Source organism: Alkalihalophilus marmarensis DSM 21297, from assembly GCF_000474275.2.
Classification (GTDB): domain Bacteria; phylum Bacillota; class Bacilli; order Bacillales; family Bacillaceae_D; genus Alkalihalophilus; species Alkalihalophilus marmarensis.
This window is the reverse complement of record NZ_ATAE01000093.1, coordinates 25531-41453: the sequence shown is the minus strand read 5'-3', so window position 1 is coordinate 41453 and position 15923 is coordinate 25531. Positions and strand designations below refer to the sequence as shown.

Sequence of the window (15923 nt, the reverse complement as noted above, 5' to 3'; positions counted from 1 at the left end):
CACCTCCATTCATTTCAAGGAATGTATTACCAAACGTATGCTAATACTTCTCCGCCTACTTGTTGTTGACGTGCTTCCTTGTCTGTCATTACACCGTTTGATGTAGAAACTAACGCGATTCCTAGGCCGCCTAATACACGAGGAAGCTCTCCAGCTTTCGCATATACACGTAGTCCAGGCTTACTGATACGTTTAAGACCAGTAATTACACGCTCATTTGTAGCACCATATTTTAAGAAGATGCGGATTACACCTTGCTTATTGTCTTCGATATATTCATAGTCACGAATAAAGCCTTCACGCTTAAGGATATCAGCGATTTCTTTCTTTACCTTTGAAGCAGGTAATTCAAGCTTCTCGTGACGAACTGTGTTCGCATTACGAATACGAGTCAGCATATCTGCAATTGGATCTGTCATGACCATAGTTATTTACCTCCTTCCCGTTCTTGGGCTTACCAACTAGCTTTCTTCACACCAGGAATTTGCCCTTTGTGAGCAAGCTCTCTGAAGCAAATCCGGCAAAGTTTAAACTTACGCAATACTGAATGAGGACGACCGCAACGTTCACAGCGAGTGTACTCTTGTACTTTGTACTTTTGTGTACGTTTTTGCTTTGCAATCATTGATTTCTTTGCCAAAGTTTTCCCTCCTCTTTCGAAACGACTTTAATTATTTTTGAAATGGCATTCCCATTTGTGTTAATAATTCACGAGCTTCTTCGTCTGTATTCGCAGTTGTTACGATAACAACGTCCATACCGCGAACTTTATCAACTTTATCATAATCAATTTCAGGGAAGATTAATTGCTCTTTCACACCTAGTGTGTAGTTACCGCGACCGTCGAATGCTTTTTTAGAAACACCGCGGAAGTCACGTACACGTGGAAGTGAAACAGAAACTAACTTATCAAGAAATTGGTACATGCGCTCACCACGAAGAGTTACTTTCGCACCGATAGGCATACCTTCACGAAGTTTAAAACCAGCGATTGATTTTTTAGCTTTTGTGATTAATGGCTTTTGACCAGTGATCTCAGCTAATTCTTCTACAGCTTTATCTAAAGCTTTTGCGTTAGATACAGCATCACCAACACCCATGTTTACAACGATTTTCTCAAGTTTTGGCACCGCCATAACAGATGAGTAGTTGAACTTCTCTACTAGAGAAGGAACGATTTCAGTTGAATACTTCTCTTTTAAACGATTCATACGATTGACCTCCTTTCACACACTGACTACTTATCTAATGCTTCGCCAGACTTCTTAGCAATACGTACTTTTTTGCCGTTCTCAATTTTGTGTCCTACACGAGTAGGTTCACCAGACTTAGGATCTACAGGCATAACGTTTGAAGAATGAATTGGCGCTTCTTGATTCAAGATTCCACCTTGTGGATTATCTTGAGATGGCTTTGCGTGTTTCTTCACAATGTTTACGCCCTCTACAAGAACACGATTCTTCTTAGGAAAAGCTTCTAAGATTACACCTTGTTTCCCTTTGTCTTTACCAGAGATGACCTTAACTGTGTCACCTTTTTTGACATGCATCTTCGCCATGTTCGCACCTCCTTGACAGGGCCTTCCGTTAATATCTATTAAAGAACTTCTGGAGCAAGAGACACAATCTTCATGAATTGGTTGTCACGAAGTTCACGTGCTACTGGTCCGAAAATACGAGTTCCGCGTGGGCTCTTATCGTCACGTACGATAACTGCTGCGTTCTCATCAAACTTGATGTATGAACCATCGTTACGACGTACGCCGCTCTTAGAACGAACGATTACTGCTCTCACAACTTCACCTTTCTTGACAACGCCACCTGGTGTTGCTTGTTTCACAGAACAAACGATAACATCACCAACATTAGCTGTCTTACGGCCAGAACCACCTAATACTTTAATACATAGTACTTCACGAGCACCAGAGTTATCAGCAACTTTTAAACGGGATTCTTGTTGAATCATGCGATCTTACCTCCCTTCAATCGAGAACTTCTATTAAATGATTACCGCTTCTTCTACGATTTCAACTAAGCGGAAACGTTTATCTTTTGAAAGCGGACGAGTTTCCATGATACGAACAACGTCGCCAATTTTAGCAGCGTTTTCTTCATCATGCGCTTTTAACTTCTTAGAGTATTTTACGCGCTTTCCATAAAGGCGGTCTTTTTTGTATGTTTCAACAAGAACAGAAATTGTTTTATCCATTTTGTCAGAAACAACGCGCCCTGTATATACCTTACGTTGGTTGCGTTCCATTTAGCAAACCTCCTTTTTAGCCGTTGTTAATTCCAAGCTCACGTTCACGCAATACTGTCTTCGCACGAGCAATTGCTTTACGAACTTCACGAATGCGGGCTGGATTATCCAATTGACCAGTCGCTAGTTGAAAGCGAAGGTTGAACAACTCTTCTTTAAGTGATTTCGTCTTTTGCTCAATTTCAGCAGTGGTTAAGTTACGAATATCATTAGCTTTCATTTGCGTCACCACCCACTTCTTCGCGTTTTACGAATTTACATTTTACCGGTAATTTATGAGAAGCTAGACGTAAAGCTTCACGAGCAACTTCCTCAGAAACACCAGAGATTTCAAACATAATCTTTCCAGGCTTAACTACAGCAACCCAGCCCTCAGGAGCACCTTTACCAGAACCCATTCGAACTTCAAGCGGCTTAGCAGTGTAAGGCTTAGATGGGAAGATCTTGATCCAAACTTTACCACCACGTTTCATATAACGTGTCATAGCAATACGCGCTGCTTCGATTTGACGGTTAGTGATCCAAGAAGCTTCAAGCGCTTGAAGACCATACTCACCGAAGTGTACTTCTGTACCGCCTTTTGCACGACCGCGCATTTTTCCGCGATGTTCACGACGATATTTCACACGTTTTGGCATTAACATGATTAGTTGCCTCCTTCCTCTTTGTTCGTTCCTTTCGTTGGAAGGACTTCACCACGATAAATCCAGATCTTGATGCCTAGCTTACCGTAAGTTGTATCAGCTTCAGCTGTACCATAGTCGATATCAGCACGAAGTGTGTGAAGTGGAACTGTTCCTTCGCTATAGTGTTCTGCACGTGCAATATCAGCGCCACCAAGACGACCAGATACTTGAGTTTTAATACCTTTTGCACCTGAACGCATTGTACGTTGGATCGCTTGTTTCATAGCACGACGGAACGAAATACGATTTTCTAATTGACGAGCAATGTTTTCAGCTACTAATTTAGCATCTAAATCAGCTTGCTTAACTTCAAAAATGTTGATGTGAACGCGTTTGCCAGTTAATTCGTTAAGTGCTTTACGTAAAGCTTCAACTTCAGAACCGCCTTTTCCGATCACCATTCCTGGTTTAGCAGTAGAAACTGTAACATTTACGCGATTTGCAGCACGTTCGATTTCTACTTTAGACACAGAAGCGTCTTTTAAGCGTTTTTCAATATACTCACGAATTTTGATATCTTCGTGTAGTAGATCAGCATAATCTTTCTCAGCGTACCATTTTGACTCCCAGTCTTTGATAACGCCAACTCGAAGTCCAGTAGGATTAATCTTTTGACCCACGCTTTATCCCTCCTTCTTTTCAGTTACAACCAGTGTAATGTGGCTAGTGCGCTTGTTAATACGGCTCGCACGTCCCATCGCACGTGGACGGAAACGTTTTAAAGTAACACCTTCGTCTACATACGCTTCACTAATTACAAGGTTGTTTGGCTCCATTTCATAGTTATGCTCAGCATTCGCAATTGCAGAGTTTAGAAGCTTTTCTACAACAGGTGAACCAGCTTTTGGTGTGTGACGAAGAATAGCGATCGCCTCACCTACTTGCTTTCCACGAATCAAGTCAACAACTAAACGCACTTTACGAGGAGCAATACGCACTTGTTTTGCTACAGCTTTAGCTTGCATGGATAGGACCTCCTCTCTAACTAACCTTAACGTCTTGTTTTCTTATCATCAGCAGCATGACCTTTATACGTACGCGTAGGTGCAAACTCACCAAGTTTGTGTCCTACCATGTCTTCAGAAATGTAAACTGGAACATGCTTACGGCCATCATATACTGCGATAGTGTGCCCGATGAACTCAGGGAAAATTGTTGAACGACGAGACCAAGTTTTGATCACTTTCTTGTCATTAGCTTCGTTATGAGCTTCGACCTTTTTCATTAAATGATCATCAACGAAAGGTCCTTTTTTCAAACTACGACCCATGAGAAAACCTCCCTTCGTGATTCGCCCACGGTTCTACGCGAGAACCGCAGCCAAACCCCGTTATTTTTTACGACGACGTACGATGTACTTGTCAGATCCTTTGTTCTTCTTACGAGTTTTGAATCCAAGTGTTGGTTTACCCCAAGGAGACATTGGAGACTTACGTCCGATTGGTGCTTTACCTTCACCACCACCGTGTGGGTGATCGTTAGGGTTCATAACAGATCCACGAACAGTTGGACGTTTGCCTAACCAACGTGAACGACCTGCTTTACCAATGTTGATAAGTTCATGTTCAACGTTACCAACTTGACCAATTGTCGCACGACAAGTAGCAAGGATGTAACGAGTCTCACCTGAGTTTAAACGTACTAATACATAATCTCCTTCTTTACCAAGAAGTTGAGCTTCTGTACCAGCAGAACGAACTAATTGTCCACCTTTACCAGGCTTAAGTTCGATGTTGTGAATTACAGTACCAACTGGGATGTTTTTAAGAGGTAATGCGTTACCTACTTTGATATCCGCTTCTGCACCTGATTCAATCATCATGTCAACTTTAAGACCTTTTGGCGCTAAGATGTAACGCTTTTCACCATCAACATAGTTGATTAGTGCGATGTTAGCAGAACGGTTTGGATCGTATTCGATCGTAGCAACGCGCCCTGGAATTCCATCTTTAGTACGTTTGAAGTCAATCACACGGTATTGACGTTTGTGTCCGCCACCTTGGTGACGTACAGTTAATTTACCTTGGTTGTTACGGCCGCCTTTTTTGTGTAAAGGAGCAAGTAACGACTTTTCCGGTTTGTCAGTTGTGATTTCCGCGAAATCTGATACGGACATACCACGACGACCGGCACTGGTCGGTTTATACTTTTTAATCGCCATGTTCAGTTCCCTCCTTCGCTTTTAAACTTATACACCTTCGAAGAATTCGAGTTCTTTGCTCTCAGGTGTTAATGTAACAATGGCTTTTTTACGACGAGCTGTGTAACCCGTGTAACGTCCAAATCTCTTAGACTTACCTTTGTAGTTCATTGTGTTAACTTTAGCAACCTTAACTTCGAAGATCTCTTCAAGAGCATCTTTGATTTGAGTTTTATTAGCACGAACGTCTACTTCGAACGTGTATTTTTTCTCACCCATAAGGTCAGTTGAACGTTCAGTAATTACGGGGCGCTTAATGATATCACGAGCGTTTGACATTACGCAAGCACCTCCTCTACTTTTGCAACTGCGTCTTTAGTGATGACAAGCTTATCATGCTTCAGCACATCAAGAACGTTTACTCCTTCTGCAGTAACAAATGTTACACCAGGAAGGTTACGTGTAGATAATGCAACTGTTTCATTATAATCAGCTGTCACAACAAGAGCTTTGCTGTCAACAGAAAGGCCATTTAATACGTTAGCCATATCTTTTGTTTTTGGAGCATCTAGTTGTAGGTTGTCTAAAACAACGATTTCTGCTGCTTTCAATTTGCTTGATAGAGCAGATTTGATTGCAAGACGACGAACTTTTTTAGGTAGCTTGTAGCTATAGCTACGTGGTGTTGGTCCAAAAACAACTCCACCGCCTACCCATTGTGGTGAACGGATCGAACCTTGACGAGCACGACCTGTTCCTTTTTGACGCCATGGTTTACGACCGCCGCCGCGTACTTCTGAACGTCCTTTTGTTTTGTGTGTACCTTGACGTAGAGATGCTTGCTGCATTACTACTGCATCATGAAGTACACTTGCGTTTGGCTCAATGCCAAAAATCGAATCAGATAATTCGATATCTCCTACTTGTGAACCAGCTTGGTTAAATACTGCTACTTTCGGCATGATGTGTCCTCCTTTCTTTCAATCTTTATTTTGCTTTAACCGCACTTTGTACAGATACGTAGCTCTTTTTAGCTCCAGGTACGTTACCTTTAACTAATAGAAGATTACGGTCTGTATCAACTTTTACGATTTCAAGGTTTTGTACTGTTACTGTTTCTCCACCCATACGTCCAGGTAATAGTTTACCTTTGAATACACGGTTTGGAGCTACAGGACCCATTGAACCTGGGCGACGGTGGTAACGTGAACCATGAGACATCGGTCCGCGAGATTGGTTATGACGCTTGATAGCACCTTGGAAACCTTTCCCCTTAGATGTTCCTGTTACGTCTACTACGTCTCCAGCTGTAAATGTGTCAACTTTAACTTCGTTACCCACTTCAAGAGAAGCGTCGAAGTTACGGATTTCCTTCATGAAGCGCTTAGGAGCTGTGTTAGCTTTTGCAGCATGTCCTTCTTGAGGCTTGTTAGTATTTGATTTCTTTTGGTCAGCAAATCCGATTTGGATTGCTTCGTATCCATCAGACTCAACAGTTTTCTTTTGAAGAACCACGTTTGGCTCAGCTTCGATAACTGTTACTGGGATGACTTCACCATTTTCAGCAAACACTTGTGTCATACCGATTTTTCTACCTAAGATTCCTTTGGTCATCCGTTACACCTCCTAATATAACTCGAATTTTTTGTTTGCCATTTTTATATACTTACATATAAAAGTCTATATTCACTAATTGATCATACAGATTTATAGTTTGATTTCGATGTCTACGCCAGACGGTAAATCCAAACGCATAAGAGCATCCACAGTTTGTGGAGTTGGATTCACGATATCAATCAAACGTTTGTGCGTACGCATCTCGAATTGCTCACGAGAATCTTTGTACTTGTGAACCGCACGAAGAACTGTGTAAACCGACTTCTCAGTTGGAAGTGGAATCGGACCAGATACATTAGCACCTGAACGCTTTGCAGTGTCTACAATCTTCTCTGCTGATTGATCAAGAACACGATGATCATACGCCTTTAAACGAATACGAATCTTTTGCTTTGCCATTATAGCCCCTCCTTTATCGTCCATTTTATAAACAGACATACTCCGTGAAAATTTCCTACACCCTGCCATGGCAAAGGGGCCGGGTGTATCAGCAACCTTCCACATCATCGCTGCCAATGACCAACATTCAACATTATACATAGGTACAAGACCTAAATCAAGTAAAAGTTTTTATGTTGGGCACACTCCTACTATTATAACGATACCTATGAGTAATTGCAAGGTTTTATCGAAATTAAATGCATAAAAAAAGAAAGCACCTTGGAAAACCAAGATGCTTTCTATCAAAAAGTAATAAAATTACTTAGTGATTGTAGCTACAACACCAGCACCTACAGTACGTCCACCCTCACGGATAGAGAACTTAGTACCTTCTTCGATTGCGATTGGTGAAATTAGTTCAACAGTCATTTCGATGTTGTCACCAGGCATTACCATCTCAACGCCTTCTGGAAGGTTGATGATTCCAGTTACATCAGTTGTACGGAAGTAGAACTGAGGACGGTAGTTTGAGAAGAATGGAGTATGACGTCCACCCTCTTCTTTTGAAAGAACATAAACTTCAGCTTTGAAGTTTGTGTGTGGAGTAATAGTACCTGGCTTAGCAAGTACTTGTCCACGTTGAACTTGGTCACGTGAAACCCCACGAAGTAGTGCACCAATGTTGTCACCAGCTTCAGCATAGTCAAGAAGCTTGCGGAACATTTCTACTCCTGTGCAAGTAGTAGAAGATGGCTCATCTGCTAAACCGATGATGTCAATTACGTCACCAACATTAAGTTGTCCACGCTCTACACGACCAGTAGCAACCGTACCACGACCAGTGATTGAGAATACATCCTCAACTGGCATCATGAATGGCTTTTCTTTATCGCGCTCTGGAGTAGGGATGTAATCATCTACAGCAGCCATAAGTTCGATAATTTTTTCTTCGTATGCTTCGTCACCTTCAAGTGCTTTAAGAGCAGAACCTTGGATAACAGGTACATCGTCACCAGGGAAGTCATACTCAGAAAGAAGGTCACGTACTTCCATTTCTACTAATTCAAGTAGCTCTTCGTCATCTACCATGTCACATTTGTTTAAGAATACAACAAGGTAAGGTACACCTACTTGACGAGAAAGAAGGATGTGCTCACGAGTTTGTGGCATTGGGCCATCAGCAGCAGATACTACTAAGATACCGCCGTCCATTTGTGCAGCACCAGTGATCATGTTTTTAACATAGTCAGCATGTCCTGGGCAGTCAACGTGTGCATAGTGACGGTTATCAGTTTCGTACTCAACGTGTGCAGTTGAGATTGTGATACCGCGCTCACGCTCTTCTGGAGCACCATCGATAGCGTCATACGCCATTGCAGCACCTTTACCAGAACGCTTAGCAAGTACAGTTGTGATTGCAGCTGTTAAAGTTGTTTTACCATGGTCAACGTGTCCAATAGTACCGATATTGGCATGCGTTTTCGAGCGGTCGAATTTTTCTTTACCCATGATTAATTTCCTCCCTTAAATGAACAATAGTAAGTTTTTTATGAATAAGAAAGGTGCCATACCCATACGAATATCACCTTTCTTAGCTTACAACAAAACGTTGTATGAAACAATTACAAAACGTTATTACTGACCGTTTTGCTTTTTAATGATCTCTTCCGCTACGCTCTTAGGAACTTCTTCGTAGTGGTCAAAGAACATTGAATACGTTCCGCGTCCTTGCGTACGTGAACGTAATGATGTTGCATACCCGAACATTTCAGCTAATGGAACGAACGCTTTAACTGTTTGTGCGTTACCGCGTGCTTCCATACCCTCAACGCGTCCACGACGTGCTGTAACGTCACCCATTACATCACCCATGTACTCTTCAGGAATAACAACTTCAACTTTCATTAATGGCTCAAGTAATACTGGCTTACACTTAGTTTTAGCGTTTTTAAGTGCCATAGATGCAGCAATTTTAAACGCCATCTCACTTGAATCGACATCATGGTAAGAACCATCATAAAGCTTCGCTTTAATATCGATTACAGGGTATCCAGCAACCATACCGTTGCCAAGAGCTTCTTCAATACCTTGTTCTACAGATCCAATGTATTCACGAGGAACTGATCCACCGACGATTGCATTTTCGAATTCGAAACCTGCACCCTCTTCGTTTGGAGAGAATTCTACCCAAACGTGACCAAATTGTCCACGACCACCAGATTGACGAACGAACTTACCTTCAACTTGAGCCGTTTGACGGATCGTTTCACGGTAAGATACTTGTGGAGCACCAACGTTAGCCTCTACTTTAAACTCACGCTTCATACGGTCAACAATGATATCAAGGTGAAGTTCACCCATACCAGAGATAATTGTTTGACCAGTTTCTTCGTTTGTTTCAGTACGGAAAGTTGGATCTTCCTCAGCGAGCTTAGCTAATGCCATACCCATCTTATCTTGGTCAGCTTTAGACTTTGGCTCTACTGATAATGAGATAACCGGCTCTGGGAATTCCATTGACTCAAGAATAACAAGATTCTTTTCATCACATAGAGTGTCACCAGTTGTTGTATCTTTTAGACCAACAGCAGCAGCGATGTCACCAGAGTAAACCGTAGAGATTTCCTCACGTGAGTTTGCATGCATTTGAAGGATACGACCAACACGCTCGCGCTTATCCTTAGTTGAGTTCTTAACATAAGAACCTGAATCTAGTGTACCAGAGTAAACACGGAAGAATGTTAACTTACCTACAAATGGGTCAGTCATAACTTTAAACGCAAGTGCTGAAAACGGGTTGTCATCACCAGGTTCACGAGTTACTTCTTCTTCAGAGTCAGGTACTGTACCTTTAATTGCAGGTACATCAAGTGGTGAAGGAAGGTAATCAAGTACTGCATCAAGCATTAATTGAACACCTTTGTTTTTGAATGCAGAACCACAGATAACTGGGTAGAATTCAACGTTACAAGTACCTTTACGGATTGCAGCCTTGATTTCATCATTCGTTAACTCTTCACCCTCTAAGTATTTCATCATGAGTTCTTCGTCTAGCTCAGCAGCTGCTTCAACTAGTTTCTCACGATATTCTTGAGCTTGTTCTTTATACTCTTCAGGAATTTCTTTCGCTTCAGTACGAGTACCTAGGTCATCTTCATAGAAGTATGCAACCATTTCGATAAGATCAATGATACCATTGAAATCATCCTCAGCACCAATTGGTAATTGGATAGGGTGTGCATTAGCTTGAAGACGATCATGAATCGTTCCAACAGAGTACAAGAAGTCTGCACCAGTCTTGTCCATTTTGTTAACGAAAACGACACGTGGTACACCATAAGTTGTTGCTTGACGCCATACTGTTTCTGTTTGTGGTTCAACACCCGATTGAGCATCTAGTACCGCTACAGCACCATCTAATACACGTAGTGAACGTTCAACTTCAACTGTGAAGTCTACGTGTCCTGGTGTATCAATGATGTTAATACGATGGTCTTTCCAAGCAGCCGTTGTAGCAGCAGAAGTGATCGTGATACCACGTTCTTGCTCCTGTGCCATCCAGTCCATTTGTGAAGCACCTTCGTGCGTTTCACCAATTTTATGAATACGACCTGTGTAAAAAAGTACGCGCTCTGTAGTAGTTGTTTTACCGGCATCGATGTGAGCCATGATGCCGATATTACGCGTATCTTTTAAGGAGAACTCTCTTGCCATGGGGTATTTCTCCTTCCTATTTCATACGATTTATTTAATAAGAATAAAATCTTACCAACGATAGTGAGCAAACGCTTTGTTCGCTTCAGCCATCTTATGAGTATCTTCACGCTTCTTAACAGAAGCACCAGCGTTGTTAGCAGCATCTAAGATTTCATAAGCTAAACGCTCTTCCATCGTTTTTTCTCCACGAAGACGTGAATAGTTTACTAACCAACGAAGACCTAAAGTTGTACGACGCTCAGGCTTAACTTCGATCGGCACTTGGTAGTTAGCACCACCAACACGACGAGCTTTAACTTCAAGAACAGGCATAATGTTCTTAAGCGCTTGATCAAATACTTCCATAGGGTCTTTTCCGCTACGTTCCTTCACTAATTCAAAAGCATTATATAGGATAGTTTGAGCAACCCCACGCTTTCCATCAACCATAATACGGTTGATTAGACGTGTAACTAGTTTTGAATTATAAATAGGATCTGGTAATACATCGCGACGAGTAACTGGACCTTTACGAGGCATTGTTTCCCCTCCTTTCAACATTTAAACAATTATTTTTATTACTTTTTATCTTTTGGACGCTTTGTACCGTACTTAGAACGTCCTTGCATACGATTTTGTACACCTGCTGTATCAAGCGCACCACGTACAATGTGGTAACGTACCCCTGGTAAATCTTTTACACGGCCGCCACGGATAAGAACAACACTGTGCTCTTGTAGGTTGTGACCGATACCTGGGATGTATGCCGTTACCTCAATTTGGTTCGTTAAACGAACACGTGCATACTTACGAAGAGCCGAGTTCGGTTTCTTCGGAGTCATTGTACCAACACGAGTACAAACACCACGCTTTTGAGGAGAAGAAAGGTTTGTTTGATTCTTCTTGAAGCTGTTGTACCCTTTGTTAAGTGCTGGTGAATCAGAATTCTTAACTTTAGCAACGCGTCCTTTACGGATTAATTGGTTAATAGTAGGCATTATTTTTCCTCCTCTCTTTTAAAAAGATAAGACCACTGATCCTGGTGGTTCATATTTAGGCAAAAGTAAAGTTTTTGCCATGCGGATCGCCCCGAATGGCAAAAACACGATTACTTCCTTAAAGCAACAGTGGCTGCACCGACTTCAATGCCACAAGCTTTACCAAGCTTTTTCATTGAGTCAACATAATAAACCGGGATTTGCTTTGACTTCGCTAATGCTTCAACTTTGTATACTACACGAGTATCAGCATCTTCTGCTACAACCAGTTCACAAACCTCACCGATCTCTAGCGCCTTTAATGTTTGCTTAGTACCTATAATAAGGTTACTAGCCTGCTTTACTTTTTCATAAGACATTGTTCATCCTCCAAAGCAACAGGTTCTGAGGCACACTTTGATATCTTATCACCCTGATATATGTGTGTCAACCACTTATTAATAGTTTTTATTCGTGAGTTCCTACTTCTTCTAGTACAGGAGCTTCCGCTTCTTCTTGATTATCATCATGAGTAGATAAGATATTCAAGTGGCGGTAGCGGTCCATACCAGTTCCCGCTGGAACCAACTTACCGATAATAACATTTTCTTTAAGACCTAGCAACTCATCACGTTTTCCTTTAATTGCTGCATCAGTTAAGACACGAGTCGTTTCTTGGAACGAAGCAGCTGATAAGAAGGAATCCGTTTCAAGAGAAGCTTTTGTGATACCAAGAAGTACTGGACGACCTGTAGCAGGGCGTTTGCCTTCAAGTAACACTTTTGCGTTCTCATCGTTGAAGTGTTGGATTTCAATAAGGGAACCTGGAAGTACATTTGTTTCCCCTGCATCCACCACACGAATTTTACGAAGCATTTGACGAACCATAACCTCAACGTGCTTATCGCCAATTTCTACCCCTTGCATACGGTATACTTTTTGAACTTCGCGTAAGAGATACTCTTGAACACCGTCCATACCACGAACTTTTAGAAGTTCTTTCGGATCGATCGAACCTTCTGTTAAGCTTTCGCCGGCTTTTACATGATCACCGACAGCCACTTTTATTCTTGCACCGTAAGGGATCGCATAGTTAATGCTCTCCATTTCGCTGCGAACGGTAACTTCACGTTTGTCGCCTTCTTTAAAGTCAACAACTTCTCCTTCAATTTCAGAGATAACTGCTTGACCTTTAGGATTACGAGCTTCGAAAATCTCTTGGATACGCGGAAGACCTTGAGTGATATCGTCTCCTGCTACCCCGCCTGTATGGAACGTACGCATTGTAAGCTGAGTTCCCGGCTCACCGATTGATTGAGCAGCGATAATTCCAACTGCTTCCCCAACTTCGACGTCGCTTCCAGTGGCAAGGTTGCGGCCGTAACATTGCTTACACACACCGTGGCGTGTATTACATGTGAAGACAGAACGGATTGTCATTTCTTCAATTCCAGCATCTAGAATTATTTTAGCGACATCCTCTGTAATAAGTTCATTCTTTTTAACAAGAACTTCATTTGTTTTAGGATGACGAACAGTCTTGAATGCTACACGGCCGAGTAAACGGTCATACAATCCTTCAATAATTTCGTTTCCTTCTTTTATCGCACCGACTAATAGTCCACGATCTGTACCACAGTCTTTTTCACGTACGATTACATCTTGCGCAACATCTACTAGACGACGAGTCAGGTAACCTGAATCGGCAGTCTTTAAGGCTGTATCGGCAAGACCTTTACGCGCACCGTGAGTAGAGATGAAGTACTCGAGTACCGTTAAACCTTCACGGAAACTTGATTTGATCGGAAGCTCAATGATTCGACCAGACGGGTTAGCCATCAGACCACGCATACCTGCAAGCTGCGTAAAGTTTGATGCGTTACCACGGGCACCTGAGTCACTCATCATAAAGATTGGGTTGCGTTTATCAAGAGTTCCCATTAACTTATTCTGGATAACATCCTTCGCTTCACTCCAGACTGAGATAACACGGTCATAACGCTCTTCCTCTGTGATAAGACCACGGCGGAATTGCTTTAATACCTTCTCAACTTTAATTTCAGCTTCAGCAAGGATTTCTTTTTTCTCTGCAAGTACAACGATATCGGCTACCCCAACAGTAATACCGGCTTTCGTTGAGTACTTAAATCCTAAGTCTTTCATTCGGTCAAGCATCTTAGAAGTCTCAGTGATCTTAAACTTCTTAAATACTTCAGCAATGATATTTCCTAGGAAGCCTTTCTTAAATGGCGCTACAACTTCGCGCTCTTCAAACAACTTCGCTACATCTGTTGTGCTTGGAACGATGTATTTAGCTGGTGTTTCCACCTCTAAATTCACTGCAGTCGGCTCATTGATGTATGGGAATGACGGAGGAAGAATTTCATTGAAGATTAACTTCCCTACAGTCGTTAATAACAACTTATCTTCTTGGTCTTCTGTAAATGTTGTTTTTCCAAGCGAAGCAACCGGAATTGCTACACGTGTATGAAGATGCACATATCCATTTTGATACGCAATCAATGCTTCATTTGTATCTTTAAAGATAGAACCTGTACCTTTTGCTTCCTCACGCTCCATAGTCAGGTAGTAGTTACCTAATACCATATCCTGAGACGGAGTAACAACCGGCTTACCATCTTTCGGGTTCAAAATATTTTGAGCTGCAAGCATTAGAAGACGCGCTTCTGCTTGTGCTTCTGCTGATAATGGTACGTGTACAGCCATTTGGTCACCATCAAAGTCAGCGTTATAAGCTGTACATACGAGCGGGTGAAGCTTAATTGCACGACCTTCAACTAAAGTTGGCTCAAATGCTTGGATACCAAGACGGTGAAGAGTAGGGGCACGGTTTAATAAAACTGGGTGCTCACGAATTACTTCTTCTAGTACATCCCACACCTCAGGTTGAACGCGCTCTACCTTACGCTTAGCACTCTTAATGTTATGAGCAAGACCTTTACTTACAAGCTCCTTCATAACAAATGGCTTAAATAGCTCTAGTGCCATCTCTTTTGGAAGTCCGCACTGATACATCTTTAAGTTCGGACCTACTACGATAACCGAACGACCAGAGTAGTCAACACGTTTTCCTAGTAAGTTTTGACGGAAACGTCCTTGTTTCCCTTTAAGCATATGAGATAAAGATTTTAATGGACGGTTACCTGGTCCTGTTACCGGACGTCCGCGGCGGCCATTATCAATCAATGCATCTACTGCTTCTTGAAGCATACGCTTTTCATTTTGAACAATAATATTTGGAGCTCCTAAATCTAGAAGGCGCTTCAAACGATTGTTACGGTTAATTACACGACGATAAAGGTCATTTAAGTCAGAAGTAGCAAAACGACCACCATCAAGCTGAACCATTGGACGTAATTCTGGCGGAATAACCGGAAGTACATCTAAAATCATCCAAGAAGGTTCGTTTCCTGAATTACGGAATGCTTCTAATACTTCTAAACGTTTAATCGCACGCGTACGACGTTGACCTTGAGCAGTTAACAGCTCTTCTTTCAGCCCATCAACTTCTTTTTCAAGATCGATATCAGCTAAAAGCTTACGGATCGCTTCTGCTCCCATAGCAGCAGTGAATGAGCGGCCGTATTTATCACGGTACGTGCGGAATTCTTTCTCAGATAGGAGCTGCTTTTTCTCAAGCGGCGTCTCACCTGGGTCAGTTACTACGTATGAAGCAAAGTAAATGACTTCTTCAAGAGAACGAGGAGACATATCCAGCACTAGGCCCATACGGCTCGGAATTCCTTTGAAGTACCAAATGTGAGAAACAGGTGCAGCAAGCTCAATATGACCCATACGTTCACGACGAACTTTTGCACGTGTAACCTCTACACCACAACGATCACAGACAACACCTTTATAACGGACACGCTTATATTTACCACAGTGACATTCCCAGTCCTTTTGAGGTCCGAAAATACGCTCACAGAATAAGCCGTCTTTCTCAGGTTTAAGTGTACGATAGTTAATCGTTTCTGGTTTCTTTACTTCCCCACGTGACCAAGAACGAATCTTGTTCGGTGAAGCAAGACCAATTTTCATATATTCGAAGTTATTTACATCTATCAAGGGGCCAACCTCCCTTTTGATTTCCATGTCTTATAGAACACGCAAATGAAAGTATCTATATTCTCTTTTTAATATGTT

At 42.0% G+C, this 15923-nt stretch carries 22 protein-coding genes; all 22 read right to left on the bottom strand.

Annotated features, from left to right (window positions below; translation table 11 throughout):
* Nucleotides 1-26: 26 nt before the first annotated feature.
* Nucleotides 27-425 (bottom strand): 30S ribosomal protein S8, encoded by a 399-nt coding sequence (gene rpsH / locus A33I_RS19915; protein WP_012957150.1) that lies wholly within the window; start codon nucleotides 423-425, stop codon nucleotides 27-29.
* 29 nt (nucleotides 426-454) lie between these two features.
* Nucleotides 455-640, bottom strand: coding sequence for a type Z 30S ribosomal protein S14 (locus A33I_RS19910; RefSeq protein ID WP_012957149.1), 186 nt, complete (start codon nucleotides 638-640; stop codon nucleotides 455-457).
* A 31-nt stretch (nucleotides 641-671) separates the two neighbouring features.
* Nucleotides 672-1211 (bottom strand): 50S ribosomal protein L5, encoded by a 540-nt coding sequence (gene rplE, locus A33I_RS19905; RefSeq protein ID WP_012957148.1) that lies wholly within the window; start codon nucleotides 1209-1211, stop codon nucleotides 672-674.
* Nucleotides 1212-1237: 26 nt separating this feature from the next.
* Nucleotides 1238-1549, bottom strand: a complete 312-nt coding sequence (rplX, locus tag A33I_RS19900; RefSeq protein WP_031311928.1) for a 50S ribosomal protein L24 — start codon at nucleotides 1547-1549, stop codon at nucleotides 1238-1240.
* A 47-nt stretch (nucleotides 1550-1596) separates the two neighbouring features.
* Nucleotides 1597-1965: a 50S ribosomal protein L14 gene (rplN, locus tag A33I_RS19895; RefSeq protein WP_012957146.1), complete on the bottom strand. Its 369-nt coding sequence runs from the start codon at nucleotides 1963-1965 to the stop codon at nucleotides 1597-1599.
* A 33-nt stretch (nucleotides 1966-1998) separates the two neighbouring features.
* Nucleotides 1999-2259 carry a 30S ribosomal protein S17 gene (rpsQ, locus tag A33I_RS19890; protein WP_012957145.1) on the bottom strand — a complete coding sequence of 87 codons (261 nt, stop codon included), beginning with the start codon at nucleotides 2257-2259 and terminating at the stop codon, nucleotides 1999-2001.
* Between the two features lie 16 nt (nucleotides 2260-2275).
* Nucleotides 2276-2479 carry a 50S ribosomal protein L29 gene (gene rpmC / locus A33I_RS19885; RefSeq protein WP_003322618.1) on the bottom strand — a complete coding sequence of 68 codons (204 nt, stop codon included), beginning with the start codon at nucleotides 2477-2479 and terminating at the stop codon, nucleotides 2276-2278.
* A complete protein-coding gene (rplP, locus tag A33I_RS19880; protein WP_012957144.1) occupies nucleotides 2469-2903 on the bottom strand; it encodes a 50S ribosomal protein L16 in 435 nt (144 codons plus the stop codon). The genes rpmC and rplP overlap by 11 nt, the downstream gene beginning before the upstream one ends.
* A gap of 2 nt (nucleotides 2904-2905) precedes the next feature.
* Nucleotides 2906-3565 carry a 30S ribosomal protein S3 gene (rpsC, locus tag A33I_RS19875; protein WP_012957143.1) on the bottom strand — a complete coding sequence of 220 codons (660 nt, stop codon included), beginning with the start codon at nucleotides 3563-3565 and terminating at the stop codon, nucleotides 2906-2908.
* A 3-nt stretch (nucleotides 3566-3568) separates the two neighbouring features.
* A complete protein-coding gene (gene rplV, locus A33I_RS19870; RefSeq protein ID WP_012957142.1) occupies nucleotides 3569-3910 on the bottom strand; it encodes a 50S ribosomal protein L22 in 342 nt (113 codons plus the stop codon).
* Between the two features lie 26 nt (nucleotides 3911-3936).
* A complete protein-coding gene (gene rpsS / locus A33I_RS19865; protein WP_012957141.1) occupies nucleotides 3937-4215 on the bottom strand; it encodes a 30S ribosomal protein S19 in 279 nt (92 codons plus the stop codon).
* Between the two features lie 60 nt (nucleotides 4216-4275).
* Complete coding sequence (gene rplB / locus A33I_RS19860; RefSeq protein ID WP_022630054.1) at nucleotides 4276-5106, bottom strand: 50S ribosomal protein L2; 831 nt, start codon at nucleotides 5104-5106, stop codon at nucleotides 4276-4278.
* 27 nt (nucleotides 5107-5133) lie between these two features.
* On the bottom strand, nucleotides 5134-5424 hold the full coding sequence (rplW, locus tag A33I_RS19855; protein WP_012957139.1) for a 50S ribosomal protein L23: 291 nt from the start codon (nucleotides 5422-5424) through the stop codon (nucleotides 5134-5136).
* On the bottom strand, nucleotides 5424-6047 hold the full coding sequence (gene rplD / locus A33I_RS19850; RefSeq protein ID WP_022630053.1) for a 50S ribosomal protein L4: 624 nt from the start codon (nucleotides 6045-6047) through the stop codon (nucleotides 5424-5426). Before rplD ends, rplW begins: the two co-directional genes overlap by 1 nt.
* A 25-nt stretch (nucleotides 6048-6072) precedes the next feature.
* Complete coding sequence (gene rplC / locus A33I_RS19845; protein WP_012957137.1) at nucleotides 6073-6699, bottom strand: 50S ribosomal protein L3; 627 nt, start codon at nucleotides 6697-6699, stop codon at nucleotides 6073-6075.
* Between the two features lie 93 nt (nucleotides 6700-6792).
* Complete coding sequence (rpsJ, locus tag A33I_RS19840) at nucleotides 6793-7101, bottom strand: 30S ribosomal protein S10 (protein ID WP_012957136.1); 309 nt, start codon at nucleotides 7099-7101, stop codon at nucleotides 6793-6795.
* A 300-nt stretch (nucleotides 7102-7401) separates the two neighbouring features.
* Complete coding sequence (tuf, locus tag A33I_RS19835; protein ID WP_022630052.1) at nucleotides 7402-8592, bottom strand: elongation factor Tu; 1191 nt, start codon at nucleotides 8590-8592, stop codon at nucleotides 7402-7404.
* A 126-nt stretch (nucleotides 8593-8718) separates the two neighbouring features.
* Nucleotides 8719-10797, bottom strand: a complete 2079-nt coding sequence (gene fusA / locus A33I_RS19830) for an elongation factor G (protein WP_022630051.1) — start codon at nucleotides 10795-10797, stop codon at nucleotides 8719-8721.
* A 51-nt stretch (nucleotides 10798-10848) separates the two neighbouring features.
* Nucleotides 10849-11319 carry a 30S ribosomal protein S7 gene (gene rpsG / locus A33I_RS19825; protein WP_012957133.1) on the bottom strand — a complete coding sequence of 157 codons (471 nt, stop codon included), beginning with the start codon at nucleotides 11317-11319 and terminating at the stop codon, nucleotides 10849-10851.
* Between the two features lie 38 nt (nucleotides 11320-11357).
* Nucleotides 11358-11777: a 30S ribosomal protein S12 gene (gene rpsL, locus A33I_RS19820; RefSeq protein WP_012957132.1), complete on the bottom strand. Its 420-nt coding sequence runs from the start codon at nucleotides 11775-11777 to the stop codon at nucleotides 11358-11360.
* A 110-nt stretch (nucleotides 11778-11887) separates the two neighbouring features.
* Nucleotides 11888-12136 carry a 50S ribosomal protein L7ae-like protein gene (locus tag A33I_RS19815; RefSeq protein WP_022630050.1) on the bottom strand — a complete coding sequence of 83 codons (249 nt, stop codon included), beginning with the start codon at nucleotides 12134-12136 and terminating at the stop codon, nucleotides 11888-11890.
* 88 nt (nucleotides 12137-12224) lie between these two features.
* Nucleotides 12225-15845 (bottom strand): DNA-directed RNA polymerase subunit beta', encoded by a 3621-nt coding sequence (rpoC, locus tag A33I_RS19810; protein WP_022630049.1) that lies wholly within the window; start codon nucleotides 15843-15845, stop codon nucleotides 12225-12227.
* Nucleotides 15846-15923: the final 78 nt, after the last annotated feature.

Coding starts and splice junctions, on each gene's coding strand:
- rpsH (WP_012957150.1), bottom strand. CDS start 425: ATGGTCATGACAGATCCAATTGCAGATATGCTGACTCGTATTCGTAAT.
- rplE (WP_012957148.1), bottom strand. CDS start 1,211: ATGAATCGTTTAAAAGAGAAGTATTCAACTGAAATCGTTCCTTCTCTA.
- rplX (WP_031311928.1), bottom strand. CDS start 1,549: ATGCATGTCAAAAAAGGTGACACAGTTAAGGTCATCTCTGGTAAAGAC.
- rplN (WP_012957146.1), bottom strand. CDS start 1,965: ATGATTCAACAAGAATCCCGTTTAAAAGTTGCTGATAACTCTGGTGCT.
- rpsQ (WP_012957145.1), bottom strand. CDS start 2,259: ATGGAACGCAACCAACGTAAGGTATATACAGGGCGCGTTGTTTCTGAC.
- rpmC (WP_003322618.1), bottom strand. CDS start 2,479: ATGAAAGCTAATGATATTCGTAACTTAACCACTGCTGAAATTGAGCAA.
- rplP (WP_012957144.1), bottom strand. CDS start 2,903: ATGTTAATGCCAAAACGTGTGAAATATCGTCGTGAACATCGCGGAAAA.
- rplV (WP_012957142.1), bottom strand. CDS start 3,910: ATGCAAGCTAAAGCTGTAGCAAAACAAGTGCGTATTGCTCCTCGTAAA.
- rpsS (WP_012957141.1), bottom strand. CDS start 4,215: ATGGGTCGTAGTTTGAAAAAAGGACCTTTCGTTGATGATCATTTAATG.
- rplB (WP_022630054.1), bottom strand. CDS start 5,106: ATGGCGATTAAAAAGTATAAACCGACCAGTGCCGGTCGTCGTGGTATG.
- rplW (WP_012957139.1), bottom strand. CDS start 5,424: ATGTCAAACGCTCGTGATATCATTAAGCGCCCCGTAATTACTGAACGT.
- rplD (WP_022630053.1), bottom strand. CDS start 6,047: ATGCCGAAAGTAGCAGTATTTAACCAAGCTGGTTCACAAGTAGGAGAT.
- rplC (WP_012957137.1), bottom strand. CDS start 6,699: ATGACCAAAGGAATCTTAGGTAGAAAAATCGGTATGACACAAGTGTTT.
- rpsJ (WP_012957136.1), bottom strand. CDS start 7,101: ATGGCAAAGCAAAAGATTCGTATTCGTTTAAAGGCGTATGATCATCGT.
- tuf (WP_022630052.1), bottom strand. CDS start 8,592: ATGGGTAAAGAAAAATTCGACCGCTCGAAAACGCATGCCAATATCGGT.
- fusA (WP_022630051.1), bottom strand. CDS start 10,797: ATGGCAAGAGAGTTCTCCTTAAAAGATACGCGTAATATCGGCATCATG.
- rpsG (WP_012957133.1), bottom strand. CDS start 11,319: ATGCCTCGTAAAGGTCCAGTTACTCGTCGCGATGTATTACCAGATCCT.
- rpsL (WP_012957132.1), bottom strand. CDS start 11,777: ATGCCTACTATTAACCAATTAATCCGTAAAGGACGCGTTGCTAAAGTT.
- A33I_RS19815 (WP_022630050.1), bottom strand. CDS start 12,136: ATGTCTTATGAAAAAGTAAAGCAGGCTAGTAACCTTATTATAGGTACT.